This window comes from Streptococcus halitosis, assembly GCF_027691175.1.
Lineage (GTDB): Bacteria > Bacillota > Bacilli > Lactobacillales > Streptococcaceae > Streptococcus > Streptococcus halitosis_A.
Map to the genome: position 1 here is coordinate 20,085 of NZ_JAQFBD010000008.1, position 21,262 is coordinate 41,346.

Here is a 21,262-nt window from a genome sequence, read left to right on the forward strand (position 1 = left end):
TAGCTTTAGCAACAAGCTCCAAAATGAAAAAGGGTGGCGGGGATAAATTATCCCTTGTCGCCACCACTTGTAAGTCCTGAAACAAAGTTCTTTTGTAGGAAGAAGAAGAGAATACAGATTGGAAGGGCGATGAGGATAGCACCTGCTGAGAAGTAGGCGATCTTCATGTTTTTCACATTGCTAACGAAGGTCTGGAGACCAACGGCAACAGTAAAGTATTCTTTCTCACGAAGCAAGAAACTAGAGAGGATGTAATCCCCGAAAGGTCCCATGAAGGCCCAGAGGGCTTGTACAGCCACCATTGGGCGAACGAGCGGAAGGACAATTTGCCAGAAGCGACGGAAGTGTCCTGCACCATCTAGTTTTGCAGATTCGTCAAGAGACATTGGCACAGTATCAAAGTAACCTTTCATGAGCCAAGCATTCATCGGAATACCTCCACCGACGTAGAGGAAGATGAGGAACCAGCTATGGTTAAGGGCGTTCAACATAAGCGCCATAACGAAGAAGGCGGTCAATGCGGCCATGGTTGGCACCATTTGGATAATCAAGAAGAAGACCAAACTTTGTTTACGAGCCAAGAAGTTGTAACGGCTATAAGCATAACCAGCAAGTACGATGATACTTGTTTGAACAGCCATTGTGATAAAGGCAATGATCAAAGTATTGAGGTACCAAGTACCGTACAAAGTTTCGGTAAAGAGTCCTTTAAAGTTATCAAAATTGAAGTCGATGTTAGTATCGAGTTTAAAGGCTGCGACGTTACCTGCTTTAAAGGCTGACATGATAGTAATCAAAAGTGGATAGATAATGACAATTGATAGGCCAATCAAGTAGAGGTAAGTGAGGGTTTGAGTCAGTCTACGTTTGAGTTTGATTGAGTTATTCATCTTAGACGTCCTCCATATCAAATGCGTGTAGTTTCTTGAATGCGATCATAGAGATAGAGATGACAATGATGGAGATAATCAAGGTAACAGCTGCCGCCATAGAGTATTGAGGAGATGTACCTGTTGTCAAACGGTAAATCCATGAAATCAAGATATCAGTTGAACCGGCTCCGCCTCCGACAGTACCAGGACCTCCACCATTAAAGAGATACATGATAGAGAAGTTGTTAAAGTTGAAGGTGTATTGGCTAATCAATGTTGGAGCTGCAACAGCCAAGATCATTGGGAAAGTGATGTTACGGAATTTTTGCCAAGCATTGGCACCATCGATATAAGCCGCTTCGTAGAGGTCGTTAGGAATAGACTGCAAGATACCCAAGGTCAAAACGTAGATGTATGGGAATCCTAGCCAACCTTGCATCATAATCAAGGCAATCTTAGTCCAAGTTGGATCTGTTTTCCAAGGGATAAGCGCTCCATCTAGGAAAGGAAGAACCTTAGACAAGAGAGGCAAGACTTGGGTGTTGATGGCACCAACACTATCATTAAACATATTTGAGAACGTCAAGATAGTGATGAAGGCTGGAACTGCCCAAGGAAGAAGGAAAATAACACCAAAGATACGTTTTCCTTTGATAAATGGTTGGTTGGCAATGATTGCTGTAAAGATACCAATGACGATCTGCAAGGTAGAAGCAGCCAAGGCCCAAATAATGGTCCAAGAAAGAACAGAACCAAAGGCAGAACGGAAGGTACTCAAGCTCCAGATATTTGTGAAGTTCGTTAAACCAACCCAGTCCAACAATTTATTTGGTGGTAAATGTTGGAAGTCATAGTTGGTAAAGGCAATCATCAAGGTTACGATAACTGGAAAGATAATCGCAAATGTCATCGCTACATACGATGGGATGATCAAAAGGTATGGGAATCCATTCTCATAAATACCTTTAATCATATCCTTAAAGGTACGAGCTACAGGAATCCCGTTGTTGATACGTTTAGCAGTCGTATGTGCGTCCTTGATATTAAAGATATAAAAGAGCAAGTAAACGACAACAAAGATAGAATGGAAAGCACCGCGAATCAGCATGAAAAGTGAATTGTCACGACCAGGTTTGTCACCAAGAGTGACCAAATTACTCAATTCAGGGGTTGCAAGTGTTAGAAAATACAGGACAAATAAAACGGTAACACCAAGGAAAATAAATCCTTTAGCTTTTTGTTTGTTATAAATTTGTCCTAAACCAGGAATGATTGACAGCAAGGCTGCTTTGCGAGGCTGTTGTTTTTCCATGATTACTCCTTTCATAGGATGCGAGATAAAACTCGGATTCAATCGTAGGATACGTACGTATAATAATAGGCGTATCTATAAATTCAAAGGGGGATTATGCTTCCACCCCCCTTGAACAAATCAATTATTCACCAAATTTTTGTTTGATTGTGTCCTTAATCAATGTTACAGCATCGTTAGCAGCTGTTTTCGCATCTTTCGTACCACTTACAGCTTCAAAGAGCATTGTTTTAGCTGGGTCCCAAACAGCTGACATTTGAGAGATGTTTGGCATTGGTTGAGCGTTCTTGAACTGTTCAATCACGGCTGTTGTCAACTCATCTTTTTTGCCTTCAGCATAAGTACGAGCTTCAGTATTAGCTGGGATTTCGTTTGTAGCGTCGTAGAACGCTTTTTGTTGTTCAGTTGATACAAGGAAGTCTACAAATTTTTGAGCTCCTTCAAGGTTCTTAGTGCTTGCTGGGATAACCCAAGCTTTACCACCACCAAATGTTTCATAGTTTTTACCGTTTGGAAGAGTTGGGATAGTCGCAACACCGTAGTTTACTTTAGCATCTTTGAATGCTTGAGCTTTCCAAGGACCATCGATGATAGCAGCAGTTTTACCTTCTTGGAATTGAGTTTGGATTAAGTTTGGAGCTCCTTCAGTATCTTGCATACCTTTAGGCCATTTTTCATACCAAGATTTAGCATAGTTGATAGCTGTAATTGAACCTTCGTTTGCAAGTCCGATATCTTTAGGATCTTTACCGTTTTGGCCAAATACATAACCGCCGTTACCAGCAAGAAGTCCGTATGCGTAGTAGAAGTTTGTCCAGTCAGCTAGGAAGGCAGTAGTTTTGCCATCTTCACCAGCGAAAGCGTATTTGCTGTCTTTAGCAAGGTTTTCCAAATCAGCAAATGTTTTAGGAGCTTCTTTAAGCAAATCTTTGTTATAGTACAAAACGAGTGATTCGATGACAGCTGGAGCACCATAGACTTTACCACCAACAGTTACAAGTGATTTTGTTTTATCGTCTGTCTTTGCACCATCACTAAGAGTAACCTCTGAAAGTTGTCCGTCAGTACCAAGGCTACCTACACGGTCGTATGGAGCCATCATAACATCAGGGGCTTTACCAGATTGGTTGTCAAGTGAAAGGTTATCAAGACCACCCATTTGGTCACCTGTTTTGATAGTAACTTTTACGCCAGATTCTTTTTCGTAAGCTTTTGCAGCAGATTCAGCGAAGGCTTTATATTGGTCTTCAACGTAGAAAGTAAGTTCTTTTGCTTCTGAAGAGCTAGTATCAGCAGCTTTGTCAGCAGATTTGCTTCCGCAAGCTACCAAGAGCAAGCTAGCGAGAGTAGCAGTTCCGAGCACAGCAGCGCTCTTCATGAATTTAGATGACATAGTGTATTCCTCCTAAAGAATAACAGTATAATTTATTTAGAAAACGCAAACGTTTTCTTTTATGAGCCTAGTATAGCACAAATAGAAAACGGTTGCAAGCTTTTTTAAAAAGTTTTTTAAAAAAATTTTAAGGTTTCAAACATTTGTTAAAGCCTATATATAGGAAAGAACTTAAAATGTTTGTTTTTTTGAATTGAAAATATATTAGGAAAACGATTGCGTAAATTCGGCTCAGTTTTTCAGAAAATAGAGCAGATATTGGGAATGAATTATCTTAAATCAGAAAATCTTTAAAATTTTTTCGCTTATTTCATAAAATATCAGTGGGAATAAGTTTTAGTTAGATAAAAATAATTCAAAAAAATTTTTAAAAACGCTTGCATTTGTTTTTGAAATGCGTTATACTTAAATTAACGCAAACGTTTGCGCCTTGATTGCGCAACGTTTTATAACAAACATATGAGGTGCTATTATGAAAAAACGTCAAAGTGGTGTGTTGATGCACATCTCTTCTCTACCAGGAGCATACGGGATTGGATCATTTGGTCAGACTGCCTATGATTTCGTCGATTTCTTGGTTCGTACGAAGCAACGTTACTGGCAAATCCTCCCTCTTGGGACAACAAGCTATGGAGATTCTCCATACCAATCATTCTCAGCCTTTGCTGGAAATACGCATTTTATCGACCTTGATATCTTGGTAGAGCAAGGCTTGTTGGAAGCTAGTGACCTTGAAGGTGTTGACTTTGGTAGCGATGCATCTGAAGTTGACTATGCGAAGATTTATTACGCACGTCGTCCACTTTTAGAAAAAGCTGTGAAACGCTTCTTGGAAGTGGGTGATGTCAAAGATTTTGAGAAGTTTGCTCAAGACAACCAATCATGGCTCGAACTCTTCGCAGAATATATGGCGATTAAAGAGCATTTTGACAATCTTGCTTGGACAGAATGGCCAGATGCAGACGCTCGTGCGCGTAAAGCTTCAGCACTTGAAAGCTACCGTGAGAAATTGGCAGACAAGTTGGTTTACCACCGTGTGACTCAATACTTCTTCTTCCAACAATGGTTGAAATTGAAAGCCTACGCTAACGACAACCACATCGAAATCGTTGGAGATATGCCAATCTATGTTGCGGAAGATTCAAGCGACATGTGGGCAAATCCACATCTCTTCAAGACAGATGCCACTGGTAAAGCAACTTGCATCGCAGGATGCCCACCAGATGAGTTTTCTGCCACTGGTCAGCTTTGGGGAAACCCAATCTATGACTGGGAAGCAATGGACAAAGACGGTTACAAATGGTGGATTGAACGCTTGCGTGAAAGCTTCAAGATTTACGATATCGTTCGTATCGACCATTTCCGCGGTTTCGAATCTTACTGGGAAATTCCTGCTGGTTCCGATACAGCAGCACCTGGTAAATGGGTGAAAGGTCCTGGCTACAAACTCTTCGCAGCTGTTAAAGAAGAGCTTGGTGAGCTAAACATCATCGCAGAAGACCTTGGTTTCATGACAGATGAAGTCATCGAGTTGCGTGAACGCACTGGCTTCCCAGGAATGAAGATTCTTCAATTCGCCTTCAATCCAGAAGACGAAAGTATTGATAGCCCACACTTGGCACCTGCCAACTCTGTTATGTATACAGGAACACACGATAACAATACGGTTCTTGGTTGGTACCGTAATGAAATCGACGATCCAACTCGTGAATACATGGCGCGCTACACGAACCGTAAAGAGTATGAAACAGTGCCACACGCAATGCTTCGCACAATCTTTTCATCCGTTAGCTTCATGGCTATTGCCACTATGCAAGACTTGCTAGAACTAGATGAGTCAGCTCGTATGAACTTCCCATCTACTCTTGGCGGAAACTGGTCATGGCGTATGACAGCAGACCAACTCACACCAGCTGTTGAAGAAACTTTGCTTGACTTGACTACAATTTATCGCCGAATTAATGAAAATTTGGTAGAATTAAAGAAATAAGACATTATCAGGAGACACATAAACATGTTACCATTAAACGAATTTGTACAAAAACGTTACAATAAAACTATTGCAGAATGTAGCAATGAAGAGCTTTACCTTGCTCTTCTCAACTACAGCAAGCTTGCTAGCAGTCAAAAACCAGTCAACACTGGTAAGAAAAAAGTTTACTACATCTCAGCTGAGTTCTTGATCGGTAAACTCTTGTCAAATAACTTGATTAACCTTGGTCTTTACGACGATGTGAAAAAAGAACTTGCAGCTGCAGGTAAAGAGTTGATCGAAATCGAAGAAGTAGAATTGGAACCATCACTTGGTAACGGTGGTTTGGGACGTTTGGCAGCCTGCTTTATCGACTCAATCGCTACACTTGGTTTGAATGGTGACGGTGTTGGATTGAACTACCACTTCGGTCTTTTCCAACAAGTTCTTAAAAACAACCAACAAGAAACGATTCCTAACGCTTGGTTGACTGAGCAAAACTGGTTGGTACGCTCAAGCCGTAGCTACCAAGTGCCATTTGCACACTTCACATTGACATCTACTCTTTACGATATCGATGTACCTGGTTACAAGACAGCTACTAAAAACCGCTTGCGTTTGTTTGACTTGGATTCAGTTGATTCTTCTATCATCGAAGATGGTATCAACTTTGACAAGACAGATATCGCTCGCAACTTGACTCTCTTCCTTTACCCAGACGATAGCGACAAGCAAGGTGAATTGCTCCGTATCTTCCAACAATACTTCATGGTTTCAAACGGTGCACAATTGATCATCGACGAAGCGATCGAAAAAGGAAGCAACTTGCATGACCTTGCGGACTACGCAGTTGTACAAATCAATGATACTCACCCCTCAATGGTGATTCCTGAATTGATCCGTCTTTTGACTGCGCGTGGTATCGAACTTGATGAAGCAATCTCAATCGTACGTAGCATGACTGCCTACACTAACCACACAATCCTTGCTGAAGCCCTTGAAAAATGGCCTCTTGAATTCTTGGAAGAAGTGGTTCCTCACTTGGTACCAATCATCAAAGAATTGGACCGTCGTGTGAAAGCAGAATACAAAGATCCAGCTGTTCAAATCATTGATGAAAACGACCGTGTACACATGGCTCACATGGATATCCACTATGGATACAGCGTAAACGGGGTGGCAGCACTCCACACTGAAATCTTGAAGAATTCAGAGTTGAAAGCTTTCTACGACATCTACCCAGAAAAATTCAACAACAAAACAAACGGTATCACATTCCGTCGTTGGCTCATGCATGCCAACCCAAGACTATCTCACTACTTGGATGAGATTATTGGAGAGGGATGGCACCATGAAGCAGATGAGCTTGAAAAACTCTTGTCTTACGAAGACAAAGCAGCTGTCAAAGAAAAATTGGAAAGCATCAAGGCTCACAACAAACGTAAATTGGCTCGTCACTTGAAAGATCACCAAGGTGTGGAAATCAATACAAACTCTATCTTTGATATCCAAATCAAACGTCTTCACGAGTACAAACGCCAACAAATGAACGCTTTGTATGTCATCCACAAATACCTTGATATCAAGGCTGGTAACATCCCTGCTCGTCCAATCACAGTCTTCTTTGGTGGTAAAGCAGCTCCTGCCTACACAATCGCCCAAGACATCATTCACTTGATCCTTTGCTTGTCAGAAGTGATTGCAAATGATCCAGAAGTAGCTCCACACTTGCAAGTGGTTATGGTTGAAAACTACAACGTTACTGCAGCAAGCTTCCTCATCCCAGCATGTGATATCTCAGAACAAATCTCACTTGCTTCTAAAGAAGCTTCAGGTACTGGTAACATGAAATTCATGTTGAACGGAGCTTTGACTCTTGGTACTATGGACGGAGCTAACGTGGAAATTGCTGAGTTGGTTGGCGACGAAAATATCTACATCTTCGGTGAAGATTCAGAAACTGTTATCGACCTTTACGCAAAAGCAGCTTACAAATCAAGCGAATTCTACGCTCGTAAAGCTATCAAACCATTAGTTGACTTCATCGTGAGTGACGCTGTTCTTGCAGTAGGCAAGAAAGAACGCTTGGAACGTCTTTACAACGAATTGATCAACAAAGACTGGTTCATGACTCTCCTTGACTTGGAAGACTACATTAAAGTCAAAGAGCAAATGCTTGCTGACTACGAAGACCGCGACGCATGGTTGGATAAAGTCATCGTTAACATTGCCAAAGCAGGATTCTTCTCATCTGACCGTACAATCGCTCAGTACAACGAAGATATCTGGCACTTGAACTAAGATACAAAATTTATACTAATCACTTTGTAAAAAAAGCGAATTTCAATTGAAATTCGCTTTTTTGAATGATGTGGATTTTAGCCAATCAGGTCTAAAAAGAGATAAATCATAGATACGTTGAAGTTTTAGAAATACTGCTTTTTACTGTATTTCAGTCTCATGATTCTTCGTAGTTGATGGCCTCGTATTTCTTGTATCCGCTTATAATTTGTATTATAATAGCATTGTGGTGAAGAAAGAAGGTGTTTTTATGTGGAAAAAATATTTTTCAAAATATAAATGGACTGATTTATTTTGGATACTATTTGTGGTTTTGTCATCACTCTCGATGGGGAATCGTACTCTTTTTCCACTTACCCATCAAGAAATCTCTTATCATGGGTGCTATTTGGGGATTACACTTGCCTCATTTCACTTATTATTCATTGATAAATTTGTCATTTCGAATCGAAAATAAATGGAGAGGTTAAAATTTTTTCCACTTTTCGGATAGACAGTTGAAAAATCGTGATTTAAACCCACGCCTCAAGAAGAGGTGCGGGTTTTTGTCTTATCTGAAAGTTTTAATTACAGTGCTTTCCCAACCAAAATCTCTGCTTCAATGGTAATCTCTGTCAGTTGGCTCCAGTCAATCTTGGTATGGTCAACGTGAAAGAGTAAGGGCGTCATGGCAAGCAGGGCTTGGCGTTGCTCAGCCGAGATAGGTTTTGTTAAGGAAGCAATCTGACTAGATTGGATTCTGAAATGTTCCTGGAAATGTTCTTTGATATCTTGGTTGGAATAATCCTTCTTTGTCAGCTGGTCCTGCACCATTTGACGGATTTCTTTGAGGTGATTTTCGGTTGGGATGACCTTGATCAAAATACCGTCTTTGGATAAAACGCGACGGAATTCCCCATAGTTGGCAGGCGAGAAGATATCAAGCAGGATATCCATGCTGGCGTCTTTTATAGGAAGACGAGCCAGGTCGCCGACAAACCAGTTGACCGCCCAGTTTGGTTCGCTCTTGGCAGCGATTTGAACGGAATCTTTTGAAATATCAAAGGCGTAAAAGGTTTTGTCAGAGTGACTTTCTTGGAGCTTGCGAGAGTAGAAGCCTTCGCCACAACCGATATCCAAGACTGTTTTTGCGGATGGTTTAGTGGCTAGTAAGTCGGAGATACCTTCTAAGATAGCCTGATAAAAGCCAGCCTCTAGGATTTCTTGGCGGTTTTGAAAGTTTTCCTTGTCGTAGTTGGCAGATTGCTTGATTTGAGGAGCCAAGTTGACATAGCCAAATTTTGCCAAGTCAAAAGAATGACGATTGCTACACTTGAGACTGCTCTCTACTAAGGTTAGATTTTCTTGGCAGATAGGACAGGCAAAGGCAGTCGCAGCAGCGAAGCGCTGAAGTTTGGGTTTGAGATTTGTATTCATAGTTTAAGTGTATCAAAAGAGGCAAGTGAAAGCAACTTTAGGAGCAAGTAGATGGGAGATTCAGTAGAAATAAAACTAATTCTCCAATTTATAAAATGAAATTGCTTTTATATCTAAATTGCTATATAATAATGATAAGGAGGAAATAAGTATGTTAAAAGAAGTATTAACCGTTGCAAAAGTTGCGAAAAAATCTTCATTATTTTTGGGTGGTGTCGCATTTGGTACCCTTGGTTTGAAAATCTTAGCAAGTAAGGAAGCTAAAAAAGGTTATTCTAAAGCTTTGGCTAAGGCTTACAAGTTGAAAGACGAGCTAGATGCATCTGTTTCTGTTGTGAAACAACATGGAGACGATGTTTTGCAAGATGCTAAATATTTGTATGAGCAAGAGAAAAAAGAAGAGCAATTAGATAGCCTTATAGGAGAATAATATGTCTTTTAAAGTGCTATATAGAGGATATCAACATATCCGACTATCATCTTCTTTTTCACTTACCTTGGATATTCAAGACTATCTTCGTTCCTTGGCGAGAGATGAGAAGGGAATTGAGTCTATCCAGTTTTACATGGATCAACAGCACTTTACCCTACGTATAAAAGAAGGCTTCTCTGTATTAGACAATGCAGAAGCCTTTTTAAAAAGGATTGATAAAGGGAAAGTTTCTGAGTTGATGACTCTTCCTGTTCGTAGAGAAGAGAGTGCCTATTCTATCGTTTCAGGTGCAGCGATTAAGCGTGTGCTTTTTCGTAGTCTTGTGCCGTCTCCTATTCGCTATATATGGACTTGTTATCAGGCTTTTGGATATGTTAAAGAAGCCTATCAAACACTAGCGCGTAAGGAACTAACGATGGAAGTCTTGGACTGTTCGGCTATTTTATTGTCTTTGTTTATGAACCAATCCAAGACTGCCAGCAACATCATGTTTATGCTTGATTTGGGGAATCATTTAGATCAGTGGTCCTTGAAAAAAACTGCAACAGATTTAGAACAGAGTCTTCTTGCAAAAGAGAGCGATGTATTCTTAGTACAGGGCGATACGGTCGTTAGTATCAAGAGTTCCGATGTTCAAATAGGAGATGTCTTGGTCCTATCTCAAGGAAATGAAATTCTGTTTGATGGACAAGTAGTTTCAGGTTTAGGTATGGTCAACGAAAGTTCCTTGACGGGAGAGAGTTTTCCAGTTGAAAAAAGAGAGTCTGATTCGGTTTGTGCAAACACAGTCTTGGAAACTGGGGAGCTACGCATTCGTGTAACCGATAATCAGATGAACAGCCGTATTTTACAGCTGATTGAGTTGATGAAGAAATCTGAAGAAAACAAGAAAACTAAACAACGCTATTTCATCAAGATGGCGGACAAGGTCGTCAAATATAATTTCTTGGGGGCTGGTCTGACTTACTTATTAACAGGTTCTTTTTCTAAGGCTATTTCATTCCTATTGGTTGATTTCTCCTGCGCTTTGAAAATCTCTACTCCTGTAGCTTATTTGACAGCTATCAAAGAGGGGTTGAACCGTGAAATGGTGATTAAGGATGGGGATGTTCTAGAGAAATATCTGGAAGTTGATACTTTCTTGTTTGATAAGACAGGAACAATCACAACTAGCTATCCTATAGTTGAAAAGGTGTTACCTTTTGGGGACTATAGCGAGGAAGATATTCTCAGAATCAGTGCCTGTCTTGAGGAACACATTTATCATCCTATTGCTAATGCCATTGTCAAACAAGCCGAGATAGAGGGGATTGAACATGAGGAAATGCATGGGAAACTCCAATATATCGCAAGTAAGGGAATCAAATCCCATATAGATGGCCAACCAGTTGTTATTGGAAATTATGTCTTGATGCAGGATGAGCAGATTCATATTAGTTTGGAACAACATGCTTTGATTGAAGAGTACAAGAATCACTACAATCTCTTATTCTTAGCCTACCAGAATGAATTGATTGGAATGTTCTGCATTCATACTCCTTTGAGAAAAGAAGCAAAAGCAGCCTTGGAGAAACTTAAGGCACAAGGGAAAAAATTGATTCTGGCAACAGGGGACACCTTGGTTAGAACAGAGGAATTAGTCAAAGATTTGCCCTTTGATCAGGTCTATACAGACTTGAAACCTGATGGGAAATTTGAGTTAGTAGAGGAACTGCAGAAAGCAGGTCACACTATTTTGATGGTTGGAGATGGATTGAATGACTCAGCGGCTCTAACCCTATCAGATATCGGTGTGGTGATGAATGAAAGCGCAGATATTTCTAAGCAGATGAGTGATATCTTATTGTTAGATAATCGCTTGGATTTCTTCCAAGAGTTGGATTCGCTATCATCATCTTTGCAAATACTCATCAAGAAGAATATTCAAGATACCGTTGTCGTAAATAGTAGTTTGATTGGCTTTGGCTTGTTTAATTGGCTCAGTCCTTCAAATCTCTCTATCTTACATAATCTAACAACCTTGCGCATTGTCTTGCGTAGTCTGTCTATTAAAAATAGATAGATGAGAGTTATTAACAGCAAAAAGGAGTTACCTTTCTCGAGGTTAACTCCTTTGTTTATAGATAAATGTTGAACAGTTTAGTAAGTCAATACAAAGTATTTTTTCTTACCACGACGGATAACAGTGAGTTCGTTCTCTAACTTATCTGCGTCATTCAAGACATAGTCAAGGTCTTGGATACGATCACCGTTGACGTAGATAGCTCCATTTTGAACATCCTCGCGGGCTTGGCGTTTTGAGTTAACCACGCCAGATGATACGAGGAGTTCCACGATATTGTGGTTTTCGTCAGCTTGGACTTGGTAATTTGGTACCCCGCGGAGTCCTTGTTTGAGTTCTTTGACAGAAAGGTTTTTGATGTTTCCAGCAAAGAGTTGCTCAGTGATGTTAAGGGCTTCCTTGTAGGCTTCTTCACCGTGGACAAGTGTTACGACCTCACGAGCCAAGACTTTTTGAGCCAAGCGTTCGTGTGGTGCTGCTTCAAATTGTTTGCGGATGTCTTCAATCTCGTCCAGTGACAAGAAGGTAAAGATCTTCAAGAAGCGAACAGCGTCAGCGTCCATGACGTTCATCCAGAATTGGTACATTTCGTATGGAGAAGTCTTTTCAGGGTTGAGCCAAACAGCGTTTCCTTCTGATTTACCAAATTTCTTACCAGTTGCATCTGTAATGAGTGGCACTGTGATAACGTGACCAGTCTTGTCAGCCTTGCGACGAAGCAATTCGGTACCAGCAGTCATATTTCCCCACTGGTCAGAACCACCGATTTGTAGGGTTACGTTGTGCTCTTGGTTAAGGACGTAGAAGTCATATCCTTGCATGATTTGGTAAGCGAACTCAGTGTAAGAAATCCCTGTCTCGATCCGTTTTTTCACAGACTCCTTACTCATCATGGAGTTGACAGTGAAGTATTTTCCGACATCACGGAGGAAGTCAATGAAGCTGATGCTGCCAAACCAGTCGTAGTTGTTGACCATGACAGCTTTATTTTCCCCATTTTCAAAGTCAAGAAAACGAGAAAGTTGTCCTTGGATAGACTTGACCCAGCCCTCTACTGTGTCTTTTGTTTGGAGACTACGCTCAGCATCTTTGAAGGACGGATCTCCGATGAGACCTGTAGCACCGCCAACGAGCGCATAAGGTTTGTGACCTGCTAGTTGCAAACGACGACTTGTCAAGATTGCGACAAGGTGACCGAGGTGAAGGCTGTCAGCAGTTGGATCGTAGCCAGTATAATAAGAAACTTGACCTTCTTCTAGGGCTTTACGCAAAGCTTCTTCATCAGTCGTTTGAAAAATCAAACCACGCTCTTTTAGCTCATCAAAAATGTGCATGTGTCTTTTCTCCTTTATAAAATATTGTTTCTACCTATTGTATCACAAACTTGATTAATAGCCTAGTGGAATAGGGAAGAAAGTGGCTATTTTATTGAAAGTTTTCCTTTTATGGTATAATAGAGAAAGCGAGGACATTCATGAAAGAAAGAATTGATGAATTAAAAACAAAAATGCTGCATTTTTTCCAGCAACTAATGCAACGAATTGCAAAATGGAAGAAAAGACTAGCAGAAAAACTAGCTGATAAGAAAACCGGTAAAAAGGGGACCTCTTCTGATAAAGTTAGAAAGGCAGGGCCTATTTTCGCTAAGATTTTGAGTGCTTTTAAAGTGGCCTTCAACACTCTCTTTATCTTAGGTTTTATCGGTGGACTGTTTGGTGCTGGGGTGGCTATGGGTTATGGAGTTGCCCTATTTGACAAGGCCCAGGTCCCTCAAGCAGAAGAGTTGGTCAAGCAAGTGAAGGATATTGCCTCTATCTCAGAAATCACTTATTCTGACGGCAGTGCCATTGCCTCGATCGAGGGCGATTTGTTGCGCACTTCAGTCGCTTCAGGTGCTATTTCGGATAATCTTAAAAAGGCTATCATTGCGACAGAAGACGAGAATTTCAACGAGCACAAGGGAGTCGTGCCTAAGGCCGTTATTCGTGCGACCTTGGGAACTTTTGTCGGTCTGGGGTCATCCAGTGGTGGTTCGACCTTGACTCAGCAGGTTATCAAGCAGCAAGTGGTGGGAGATGCTCCCACTCTAGCTCGTAAGGCTAAAGAAATCATTGATGCTCTAGCTTTAGAGCGAGCTATGGGTAAGGATGAGATTTTAACAACCTACCTTAACATTGCTCCTTTTGGTCGCAATCATAAAGGACAAAATATTGCAGGTGCCCAACAGGCTGCAGAAGGGATCTTTGGGGTTAAGGCTTCGGATTTAACGGTCCCTCAAGCAGCCTTTATCGCAGGATTGCCACAGAGCCCAATTAGTTACTCTCCTTATGAATCTGACGGTAGTATGAAGAGCGAGGAGGATTTGGCTCTGGGGGTCAAACGGGCTAGAGATGTTCTCTATAATATGTACCGGACAGGGGCTCTAAGTCAGGAAGATTACGACAAGTACAAGGATTATGATTTTAAGAAAGACTTCTTACCATCTGGTAGTGTCAGTGGTACTTCGCGTGACTATCTCTACTTCGCAACCTTGGCAGAAGCTACTGATCGGATGTATGACTATCTGATTCAGAGAGATAATGTTTCTGTACAAGAGCAAAAGAATGAATCCATCCAGAAAGCTTATCGTGATTTAGCGACTAAGGAAATTGAAAATGGTGGATATAAGATTACGACGACTATCAATAAAAATGTTCATGCTGCGATGCAAAATGCAGTGGCGACCTACGGCTATCTGCTAGATGATTCGACAGGCCAGCCTGAGGTGGGGAATGTCCTCATGGATAACCAAACAGGAGCTATTCTTGGGTTTGTCGGTGGTCGCAATTATCAAAAAAATCAGAATAACCACGCTATCGACACAAAACGTTCTCCTGCTTCGACTACTAAGCCGATATTGGCTTACAGTATTGCCATCGACCAAGGTCTGATGGGAAGTGCAAGTATCTTATCAAACTATCCGACCAACTTTTCAAACGGCAATCCTATCATGTATGTCAATAGTCCTGGTACAGGGATGATGACGTTAGGGGAGGCCCTTAACTACTCATGGAATATCCCAGCCTACTGGACTTATCGTACACTTCGAGAGAAGGGTGTTGATGTTAAAGGCTATATGGAAAAAATGGGTTACGAAATCCCAGAATATGGTATTGAGAGTTTACCGATGGGCGGAGGAATTGACGTTACAGTTGCTCAGCATACTAACGGATATCAGACTTTGGCCAACAACGGAGTTTACCATAAGAAACATATGATTGCGAAGATCGAATCAACAGATGGTCGAGTGGTTTATGAACATAAAGATAAACCTGTCCAAGTTTACTCAAAAGCGACAGCGACCATCATGCAAAGCTTGCTTCGCGATGTTATCTCATCTCGGATTACCTCAAGTTTCCAAACAGACTTGGCTACCATCAATCCAAGCCTCGCTAGTGCCGACTGGATTGGAAAAACTGGTACAACCAATGAAGATGAAAATATGTGGCTTATGCTTTCTACGCCTCGCTTGACCTTGGGTGGCTGGCTAGGTCACGATGACAACCGCCCACTAGCCAAAGGGGCGGGCCACTACCGCAATGCCAACTATATGGCCCACTTGGTTAATGCCATTCAACAAGCAAAACCTGGAATTTGGGGGAATGAGCGCTTTAATCTTGACTCAAGTGTGACCAAGTCACAAGTTCTCAAGTCTACAGGGGAGAAACCGGGCAAGGTTTCAATTAATGGCAAAGAAGTCAACGTTTCCGGTTCTACCGTAACAAGTTACTGGGCTACTAAAGAAGGGGCACCAGTAACCACCTACCGCTTTGCTATTGGAGGAAGCGATGCAGATTATCAGAATGCTTGGAAGAATATTCTAGGAAGCATCCCTGCAGTAACTCCTCCAAGCTCAAGTAGCAGTTCGGGAACAACAAGTTCGAGTGGAAATACTCAGAGTGGCTCTTCAGGACGTTCACGTCTGTTTAATCGCTAAGATAGAGTAGCAGCAAGGTTAGTAATTTCTCCTTGTTGCTACTTTTTTCTTTGTTGGTTTCGTGTTACAATAGGAGTATGAATCATTATCAGAAAAAGATTGTTAAGGGAACACTATACTCGCTACTCTCAGGCCTAATCTGGGGGATCTGTGGGATTTTAGGAGAGTATTTTTTCACTCATTATCCAGTGTCTTCTGGATGGATTACTTCTATGCGTTTACTAGTGGCGGGGAGTTTGGTTTTAGGTCTATCTGCCTTTCAGTTGCGTAGCCGCTTGTTGGACATCTGGCGTGATAAGAAAAATTATCTACCTTTTTTAGCCTATGCTATTCTAGGTATTTTTTCTGTGCAGTTTTTCTTTTATCTCTGCGTTGAGTATTCGAATGCGACGACGGCGACCATTTTGCAATTTATCAGCCCAGTTTTTATCCTGTTTTACAATCGAATCATCTATCAGAAGAAGGCTTCGACTACAGCAGTTTTCTATGTTTTGATTGCCATGCTAGGTGTTTTTTTGATGGCTACAAAAGGGGACTTGTCCCAGTTATCCATGACACCTTTGGCTCTAGTAACAGGTTTGCTCAGTGCAGTAGGGGTCATGTTTAATGTTATCCTGCCTCAGCGTTTTGCACGGCGCTACGGATTTGTTCCGACTGTTGGTTGGGGGATGATTCTGGCAGGACTCTTTAGTAATTTCCTTTACCCTATTTATCAGATAAGTTTTCAAGTGGATCTGGTAAGTGTGCTGATTTGTCTGATGATTGCCGTGTTTGGGACTGCTTTTGCCTTCTTCCTATCTATGAAGGCTGTGTCCCTCGTTTCCCCGCTGGTCGTATCGGTGGTGAGTGCTAGCGAACCGCTTTCTTCAGCTTTATTAAGTGTTCTTTTTCTGGGATTGGTCATGGATGGTTTTTTGGCTTTAGCTATGGTGTTGATTATCGTTCCGATGATTTTCTTATCTGTAGAAGAAGCAAAACAAGCCAAGTAAAGATGCTTATTTGATAGTTGAGGCTTCAAATTTGAGGCCTTTTTTGGTAGAATAGGTATCATTATAACGAACCAGGAGGCGCCTATGACTGCTACAAAAATGAACGCTCAAGAAATTATCCAATTTATCGCCAATGCTGAAAAGAAAACCAGTGTCAAAGTAACCTTTGAGGGGCAACTCGCATCTGCTGTGCCTAGCTCTGTTGTCAAACTAGGAAATGTTTTATTCGGAGACTGGAAGGATGTCGCTCCGCTTCTTGAAGGTTTGGTAGAAAATCAAGATTACGTTGTCGAGCAAGATGCTCGTAATTCTGCAGTTCCTTTGCTAGATAAACGTGCGATCAACGCTCGTATCGAGCCAGGTGCTATTATCCGTGACCAGGTTGAAATTGGTGACAATGCTGTTATCATGATGGGAGCTGTTATCAATATCGGTGCTGAAATTGGTGCTGGAACCATGATTGACATGGGTGCCATCCTTGGTGGCCGTGCTATCGTTGGGAAAAACAGCCACGTTGGTGCAGGTGCAGTTTTGGCAGGTGTAATTGAGCCAGCTAGCGCAGATCCAGTCCGTGTCGGAGATAATGTTCTTATCGGTGCTAATGCAGTGTTGATCGAAGGAGTTCAAATCGGCAGTGGTTCAGTTGTTGCAGCAGGAGCTATCGTTACCCAAGATGTTCCAGAAAACGTGGTAGTGGCAGGTGTTCCGGCTCGTATTATCAAAGAAATTGATGCCCAAACCCAACAAAAAACAGCGCTTGAGGATGCGCTTCGTACCTTGTAATTGTAAAAGTAAAAAAGAGGCGGAACCCTTTTTCCAGCCTCTTTCTTCTATCAAAAGGAGGATCGATAGATGTTAGATTTGATTCAGATTAGACGAGATTTACACCAGATTCCAGAGATTGGCTTGGAGGAGTTTAAGACTCAGGCTTATTTGCTGGATATGATTGAAAAATTGACTACGGGCAAGGATTTTGTTCAGGTTCGTACTTGGCGGACAGGTATTTTGGTCTATTTGCAGGGAAATCAGCCGGAGCGAACCATTGGTTGGCGGACAGATATTGATGGCCTGCCTATCATCGAACAAACAGGTCTACCTTTCGCCTCTCAACACCAAGGTCGTATGCACGCTTGTGGACATGATTTTCATATGACCATTGCCTTGGGCTGTCTTGAGCGCGCTCTTGAGGAGCAACCCAAAAATAATCTGCTCTTCCTATTTCAGCCTGCTGAGGAGAATGAAGCCGGTGGGATGCTCATGTATGAGGATGGTGCTTTTGGGGACTGGTTGCCAGACCAATTTTATGGTCTCCATGTTCGTCCGGATCTGAAGGTTGGACAGATTGCGACCAACACCCATACGCTCTTTGCAGGGACTTGTGAGGTGAAGGTTCGTTTCAAAGGAAAAGGAGGACATGCAGCTTTTCCCCATGAAGCCAATGACGCCTTGGTGGCTGCTAGTTACTTTGTGACCCAAGTACAGTCAGTTGTCAGCCGCAATGTCAATCCCATCGAGGGAGCGGTGGTGACCTTTGGTCTTTTCCAAGCTGGAACAACCAACAATGTCATTACAGACACAGCCTTTTTACACGGAACCATTCGGGCCTTGACTCAGGACATGAGCCTCTTGGTACAAAAAAGAGTCAAGACAGTCGCAGAAGGTGTTGCAGCAGCCTTTGATATGGAAGTCGAAGTAGAACTCAAGCAAGGAGGCTACCTACCTGTGGAGAACAATCCAGCCTTGGCGCGTGAACTGATGGACTTTTTTGAAGAGAAAGACGGAATCGAGTTGATTGATATCGAGCCTGCTATGACCGGTGAGGACTTTGGCTATCTCCTTTCGAAGGTAGATGGCGTTATGTTCTGGCTAGGTATCGATAGTCCCTACGCCCTTCATCACCCTCAGATGAGTCCTAAGGAAGAAGCCATAGCCATTGGGGTAGATGCATTCTCTAGTTTCTTGAAAAAGAAGGCAGCAGAGTAGAGGAATTGTCTATGAAAGCAGAACTACGCAAGAAAATTTTGCAAGAAATGAAGACTCTATCTCAGGAGCAAAAACAGGCTATGGATCGAGCTTTAACTGAGCGTTTCTTACAACACCCTTTTTACCAAAAAGCTAAGACCATCGCAACTTATCTCTCCTTTCCGCATGAATTTCAAACGAAGGAACTGATTGAGCAGGCGCTGAAGGACGACAAAAAGGTTCTGATACCCAAAACCTATCCCAAGGGGCGCATGGACTTTGTGGTCTATCATCCGCAGCAGTTGGTAAAAACTTCCTTTGGTTTACTGGAACCGCAAGGAGACTTGGAAGTGGTGGAACCGTCTCAGATTGATTTGATTCATGTTCCAGGGCTAGCTTTTACGACAGAAGGCTATCGAATCGGATATGGTGGAGGATACTACGACCGCTATCTGGAACATTTTGCTGGGCATACCATGAGTACAATCTATCCTTGTCAAGTTCAGGAGTTTAACTTGGAAAACCATGATATTCCCGTCCAGGAGGTGCTAATCTATGAAGGAAATCTTTGATAAACGTTATCCTGTGACCAGTTTTTTCCTCCTAGTGACTGGCCTTGTATTTTTACTGATGCTGATTACTACGGGTATCAACTTTGATCAGGCCAAAACTCTGTTTCAGTTTGGAGCTATGTATGGACCGATCATTCGCCTGTTCCCAGAGCAGATTTGGCGCCTATTTTCGGCTATATTTGTGCATATTGGATGGGAGCATTTCATTGTCAATATGATTTCACTCTACTTTCTTGGACGACAGGTGGAGGAGATTTTCGGCTCTAAGCAGTTCTTCTTTCTCTATCTCTTATCGGGAATGATGGGCAATCTCTTTGTTTTTGCTTTCACACCGAAAGTTGTAGCAGCAGGAGCATCCACTTCTCTTTACGGACTATTTGCTGCGATTATCGTTTTGCGTTACGCAACTCGCAGCCCCTATATCCAGCAGTTGGGGCAATCCTATCTGACACTTTTTGTGATTAATATTATCGGAAGTGTTCTGATTCCAGGAATCAGCCTAGCTGGGCATATCGGAGGTGCAGTAGGCGGTGCTTTTCTAGCAGTCATCTTTCCAGTCAAATGGGAGAGAAGGATGTATAGTACCAGCCAGCGAATCGGAGCAACTGTACTTTTTATCGCACTAGCCGTTTTCCTTTGCTATAAGGGAATGAGCTATGTGTAGGGGGATAGTTAAAAAGCTACTCAAAGAATGAGTAGCTTTTTGTGTAGATTGGAACCATTCGAAACAACACAGCTCTAAAACCAATCAGCCAATCAAGGTTCTTACGTGCTTTGTTTTGGAACCATTCGAAACAACACAGCTCTAAAACACAGGTTGTAGCGGATTGGATTGAGGTTTGGTTTTGGAACCATTCGAAACAACACAGCTCTAAAACCTAGGAACGGAGTAACCTTAGCTGCACGGCGTTTTGGAACCATTCGAAACAACACAGCTCTAAAACTCGAAAGCCTCAAGCAAAGGCTCAAGGTCGGTTTTGGAACCATTCGAAACAACACAGCTCTAAAACTTTTAGTCAAAATTTCAACAGAAAGGAGGAGTTTTGGAACCATTCGAAACAACACAGCTCTAAAACAGCGCTATCCTTGAACCCCTGGAACCCTCTGTTTTGGAACCATTCGAAACAACACAGCTCTAAAACATTCACCAAAACGACCAGGTACATTGTCATGTTTTGGAACCATTCGAAACAACACAGCTCTAAAACTTCATTTTTAACAAAACTATATCATACTTGGGTTTTGGAACCATTCGAAACAACACAGCTCTAAAACGCATTTATGGCATTTCTCACTTATTTACCAGTTTTGGAACCATTCGAAACAACACAGCTCTAAAACATGACGACTTTGGTTTTGAAATCCAAGTCCGTTTTGGAACCATTCGAAACAACACAGCTCTAAAACAGTACGGAACTACACTTGAACAAAACAACGGTTTTGGAACCATTCGAAACAACACAGCTCTAAAACCTAACATAATATTATATAACATGATTGATTGTTTTGGAACCATTCGAAACAACACAGCTCTAAAACAGGCTAAATTCAACTCAATCTATCTGTTCGGTTTTGGAACCATTCGAAACAACACAGCTCTAAAACCCCACATTTTCCAAATAAGCGACTACGCGCGTTTTGGAACCATTCGAAACAACACAGCTCTAAAACGTTACAGTTCCTTATCTTGTTCTAGACTATGTTTTGGAACCATTCGAAACAACACAGCTCTAAAACCTGCTGGGATCATCCCGTTTGCGCGTTCTTGTTTTGGAACCATTCGAAACAACACAGCTCTAAAACCTAGGAACGGAGTAACCTTAGCTGCACGGCGTTTTGGAACCATTCGAAACAACACAGCTCTAAAACTTTTAGTCAAAATTTCAACAGAAAGGAGGAGTTTTGGAACCATTCGAAACAACACAGCTCTAAAACAGCGCTATCCTTGAACCCCTGGAACCCTCTGTTTTGGAACCATTCGAAACAACACAGCTCTAAAACA

General features: G+C 41.9%; 16 protein-coding genes and 1 CRISPR repeat array. Of the genes, 11 read left to right on the forward strand and 5 right to left on the reverse strand.

Annotated elements, in window-relative coordinates:
- Positions 1-47: 47 nt before the first annotated feature.
- The 3 genes from PG086_RS09515 to PG086_RS09525 all read right to left on the reverse strand — a co-directional run bounded on the left by PG086_RS09515 (position 48) and on the right by PG086_RS09525 (position 3,577).
- The gene (locus tag PG086_RS09515; RefSeq protein ID WP_001065640.1) at positions 48-890 is read right to left on the reverse strand and encodes a sugar ABC transporter permease; all 843 of its coding nucleotides are present in this window, start codon (positions 888-890) and stop codon (positions 48-50) included.
- Position 891: 1 nt separating this feature from the next.
- Positions 892-2,184 carry a sugar ABC transporter permease gene (locus PG086_RS09520; protein ID WP_000414947.1) on the reverse strand — a complete coding sequence of 431 codons (1,293 nt, stop codon included), beginning with the start codon at positions 2,182-2,184 and terminating at the stop codon, positions 892-894.
- 124 nt (positions 2,185-2,308) lie between these two features.
- Entirely contained in the window at positions 2,309-3,577 is a 1,269-nt protein-coding gene (locus PG086_RS09525) for an extracellular solute-binding protein (protein WP_270748822.1), read from the reverse strand.
- 472 nt (positions 3,578-4,049) lie between these two features.
- On the opposite strand from PG086_RS09525, the gene malQ reads away from it, so the two are divergent.
- The 3 genes from malQ (at position 4,050) to PG086_RS09540 (ending at position 8,307) form a co-directional block, all read left to right on the forward strand.
- Positions 4,050-5,567, forward strand: a complete 1,518-nt coding sequence (gene malQ / locus PG086_RS09530; protein ID WP_000747313.1) for a 4-alpha-glucanotransferase — start codon at positions 4,050-4,052, stop codon at positions 5,565-5,567.
- Positions 5,568-5,591: 24 nt separating this feature from the next.
- Positions 5,592-7,850, forward strand: coding sequence for a glycogen/starch/alpha-glucan family phosphorylase (glgP, locus tag PG086_RS09535; protein WP_167266524.1), 2,259 nt, complete (start codon positions 5,592-5,594; stop codon positions 7,848-7,850).
- 250 nt (positions 7,851-8,100) lie between these two features.
- A complete protein-coding gene (locus PG086_RS09540) occupies positions 8,101-8,307 on the forward strand; it encodes a hypothetical protein (RefSeq protein ID WP_009013759.1) in 207 nt (68 codons plus the stop codon).
- Positions 8,308-8,417: 110 nt separating this feature from the next.
- On the opposite strand, the gene PG086_RS09545 is transcribed toward PG086_RS09540, so the two are convergent.
- On the reverse strand, positions 8,418-9,266 hold the full coding sequence (locus PG086_RS09545; RefSeq protein ID WP_070534834.1) for a putative RNA methyltransferase: 849 nt from the start codon (positions 9,264-9,266) through the stop codon (positions 8,418-8,420).
- A 151-nt stretch (positions 9,267-9,417) separates the two neighbouring features.
- Here PG086_RS09545 and PG086_RS09550 point away from each other — a divergent pair, with 151 nt between their 5' ends.
- Entirely contained in the window at positions 9,418-9,696 is a 279-nt protein-coding gene (locus PG086_RS09550; RefSeq protein ID WP_000910909.1) for a DUF6110 family protein, read from the forward strand.
- Between the two features lies 1 nt (position 9,697).
- On the forward strand, positions 9,698-11,761 hold the full coding sequence (locus PG086_RS09555; RefSeq protein WP_045618039.1) for a heavy metal translocating P-type ATPase: 2,064 nt from the start codon (positions 9,698-9,700) through the stop codon (positions 11,759-11,761).
- A 77-nt stretch (positions 11,762-11,838) separates the two neighbouring features.
- On the opposite strand, the gene tyrS is transcribed toward PG086_RS09555, so the two are convergent.
- Positions 11,839-13,095, reverse strand: a complete 1,257-nt coding sequence (gene tyrS / locus PG086_RS09560) for a tyrosine--tRNA ligase (protein ID WP_270748827.1) — start codon at positions 13,093-13,095, stop codon at positions 11,839-11,841.
- A gap of 140 nt (positions 13,096-13,235) precedes the next feature.
- Between tyrS and pbp1b the strand changes: the two genes are divergently transcribed.
- The 6 genes from pbp1b to PG086_RS09590 all read left to right on the forward strand — a co-directional run bounded on the left by pbp1b (position 13,236) and on the right by PG086_RS09590 (position 19,924).
- The gene (gene pbp1b / locus PG086_RS09565) at positions 13,236-15,737 is read left to right on the forward strand and encodes a penicillin-binding protein PBP1B (protein ID WP_167266514.1); all 2,502 of its coding nucleotides are present in this window, start codon (positions 13,236-13,238) and stop codon (positions 15,735-15,737) included.
- Positions 15,738-15,814: 77 nt separating this feature from the next.
- Positions 15,815-16,726 carry a DMT family transporter gene (locus PG086_RS09570; RefSeq protein WP_109290266.1) on the forward strand — a complete coding sequence of 304 codons (912 nt, stop codon included), beginning with the start codon at positions 15,815-15,817 and terminating at the stop codon, positions 16,724-16,726.
- A gap of 84 nt (positions 16,727-16,810) precedes the next feature.
- Complete coding sequence (gene dapD, locus PG086_RS09575; protein WP_084852990.1) at positions 16,811-17,509, forward strand: 2,3,4,5-tetrahydropyridine-2,6-dicarboxylate N-acetyltransferase; 699 nt, start codon at positions 16,811-16,813, stop codon at positions 17,507-17,509.
- Positions 17,510-17,578: 69 nt separating this feature from the next.
- A complete protein-coding gene (locus PG086_RS09580; protein ID WP_270748829.1) occupies positions 17,579-18,709 on the forward strand; it encodes an N-acetyldiaminopimelate deacetylase in 1,131 nt (376 codons plus the stop codon).
- 11 nt (positions 18,710-18,720) lie between these two features.
- Entirely contained in the window at positions 18,721-19,260 is a 540-nt protein-coding gene (locus tag PG086_RS09585; protein ID WP_084852992.1) for a 5-formyltetrahydrofolate cyclo-ligase, read from the forward strand.
- Positions 19,244-19,924, forward strand: coding sequence for a rhomboid family intramembrane serine protease (locus PG086_RS09590; RefSeq protein WP_084852993.1), 681 nt, complete (start codon positions 19,244-19,246; stop codon positions 19,922-19,924). The genes PG086_RS09585 and PG086_RS09590 overlap by 17 nt, the downstream gene beginning before the upstream one ends.
- Positions 19,925-19,969: 45 nt before the next feature.
- A CRISPR array of direct repeats spans positions 19,970-21,261; the repeat unit is 36 nt; unit sequence GTTTTGGAACCATTCGAAACAACACAGCTCTAAAAC.
- Position 21,262 lies beyond the last annotated feature (1 nt).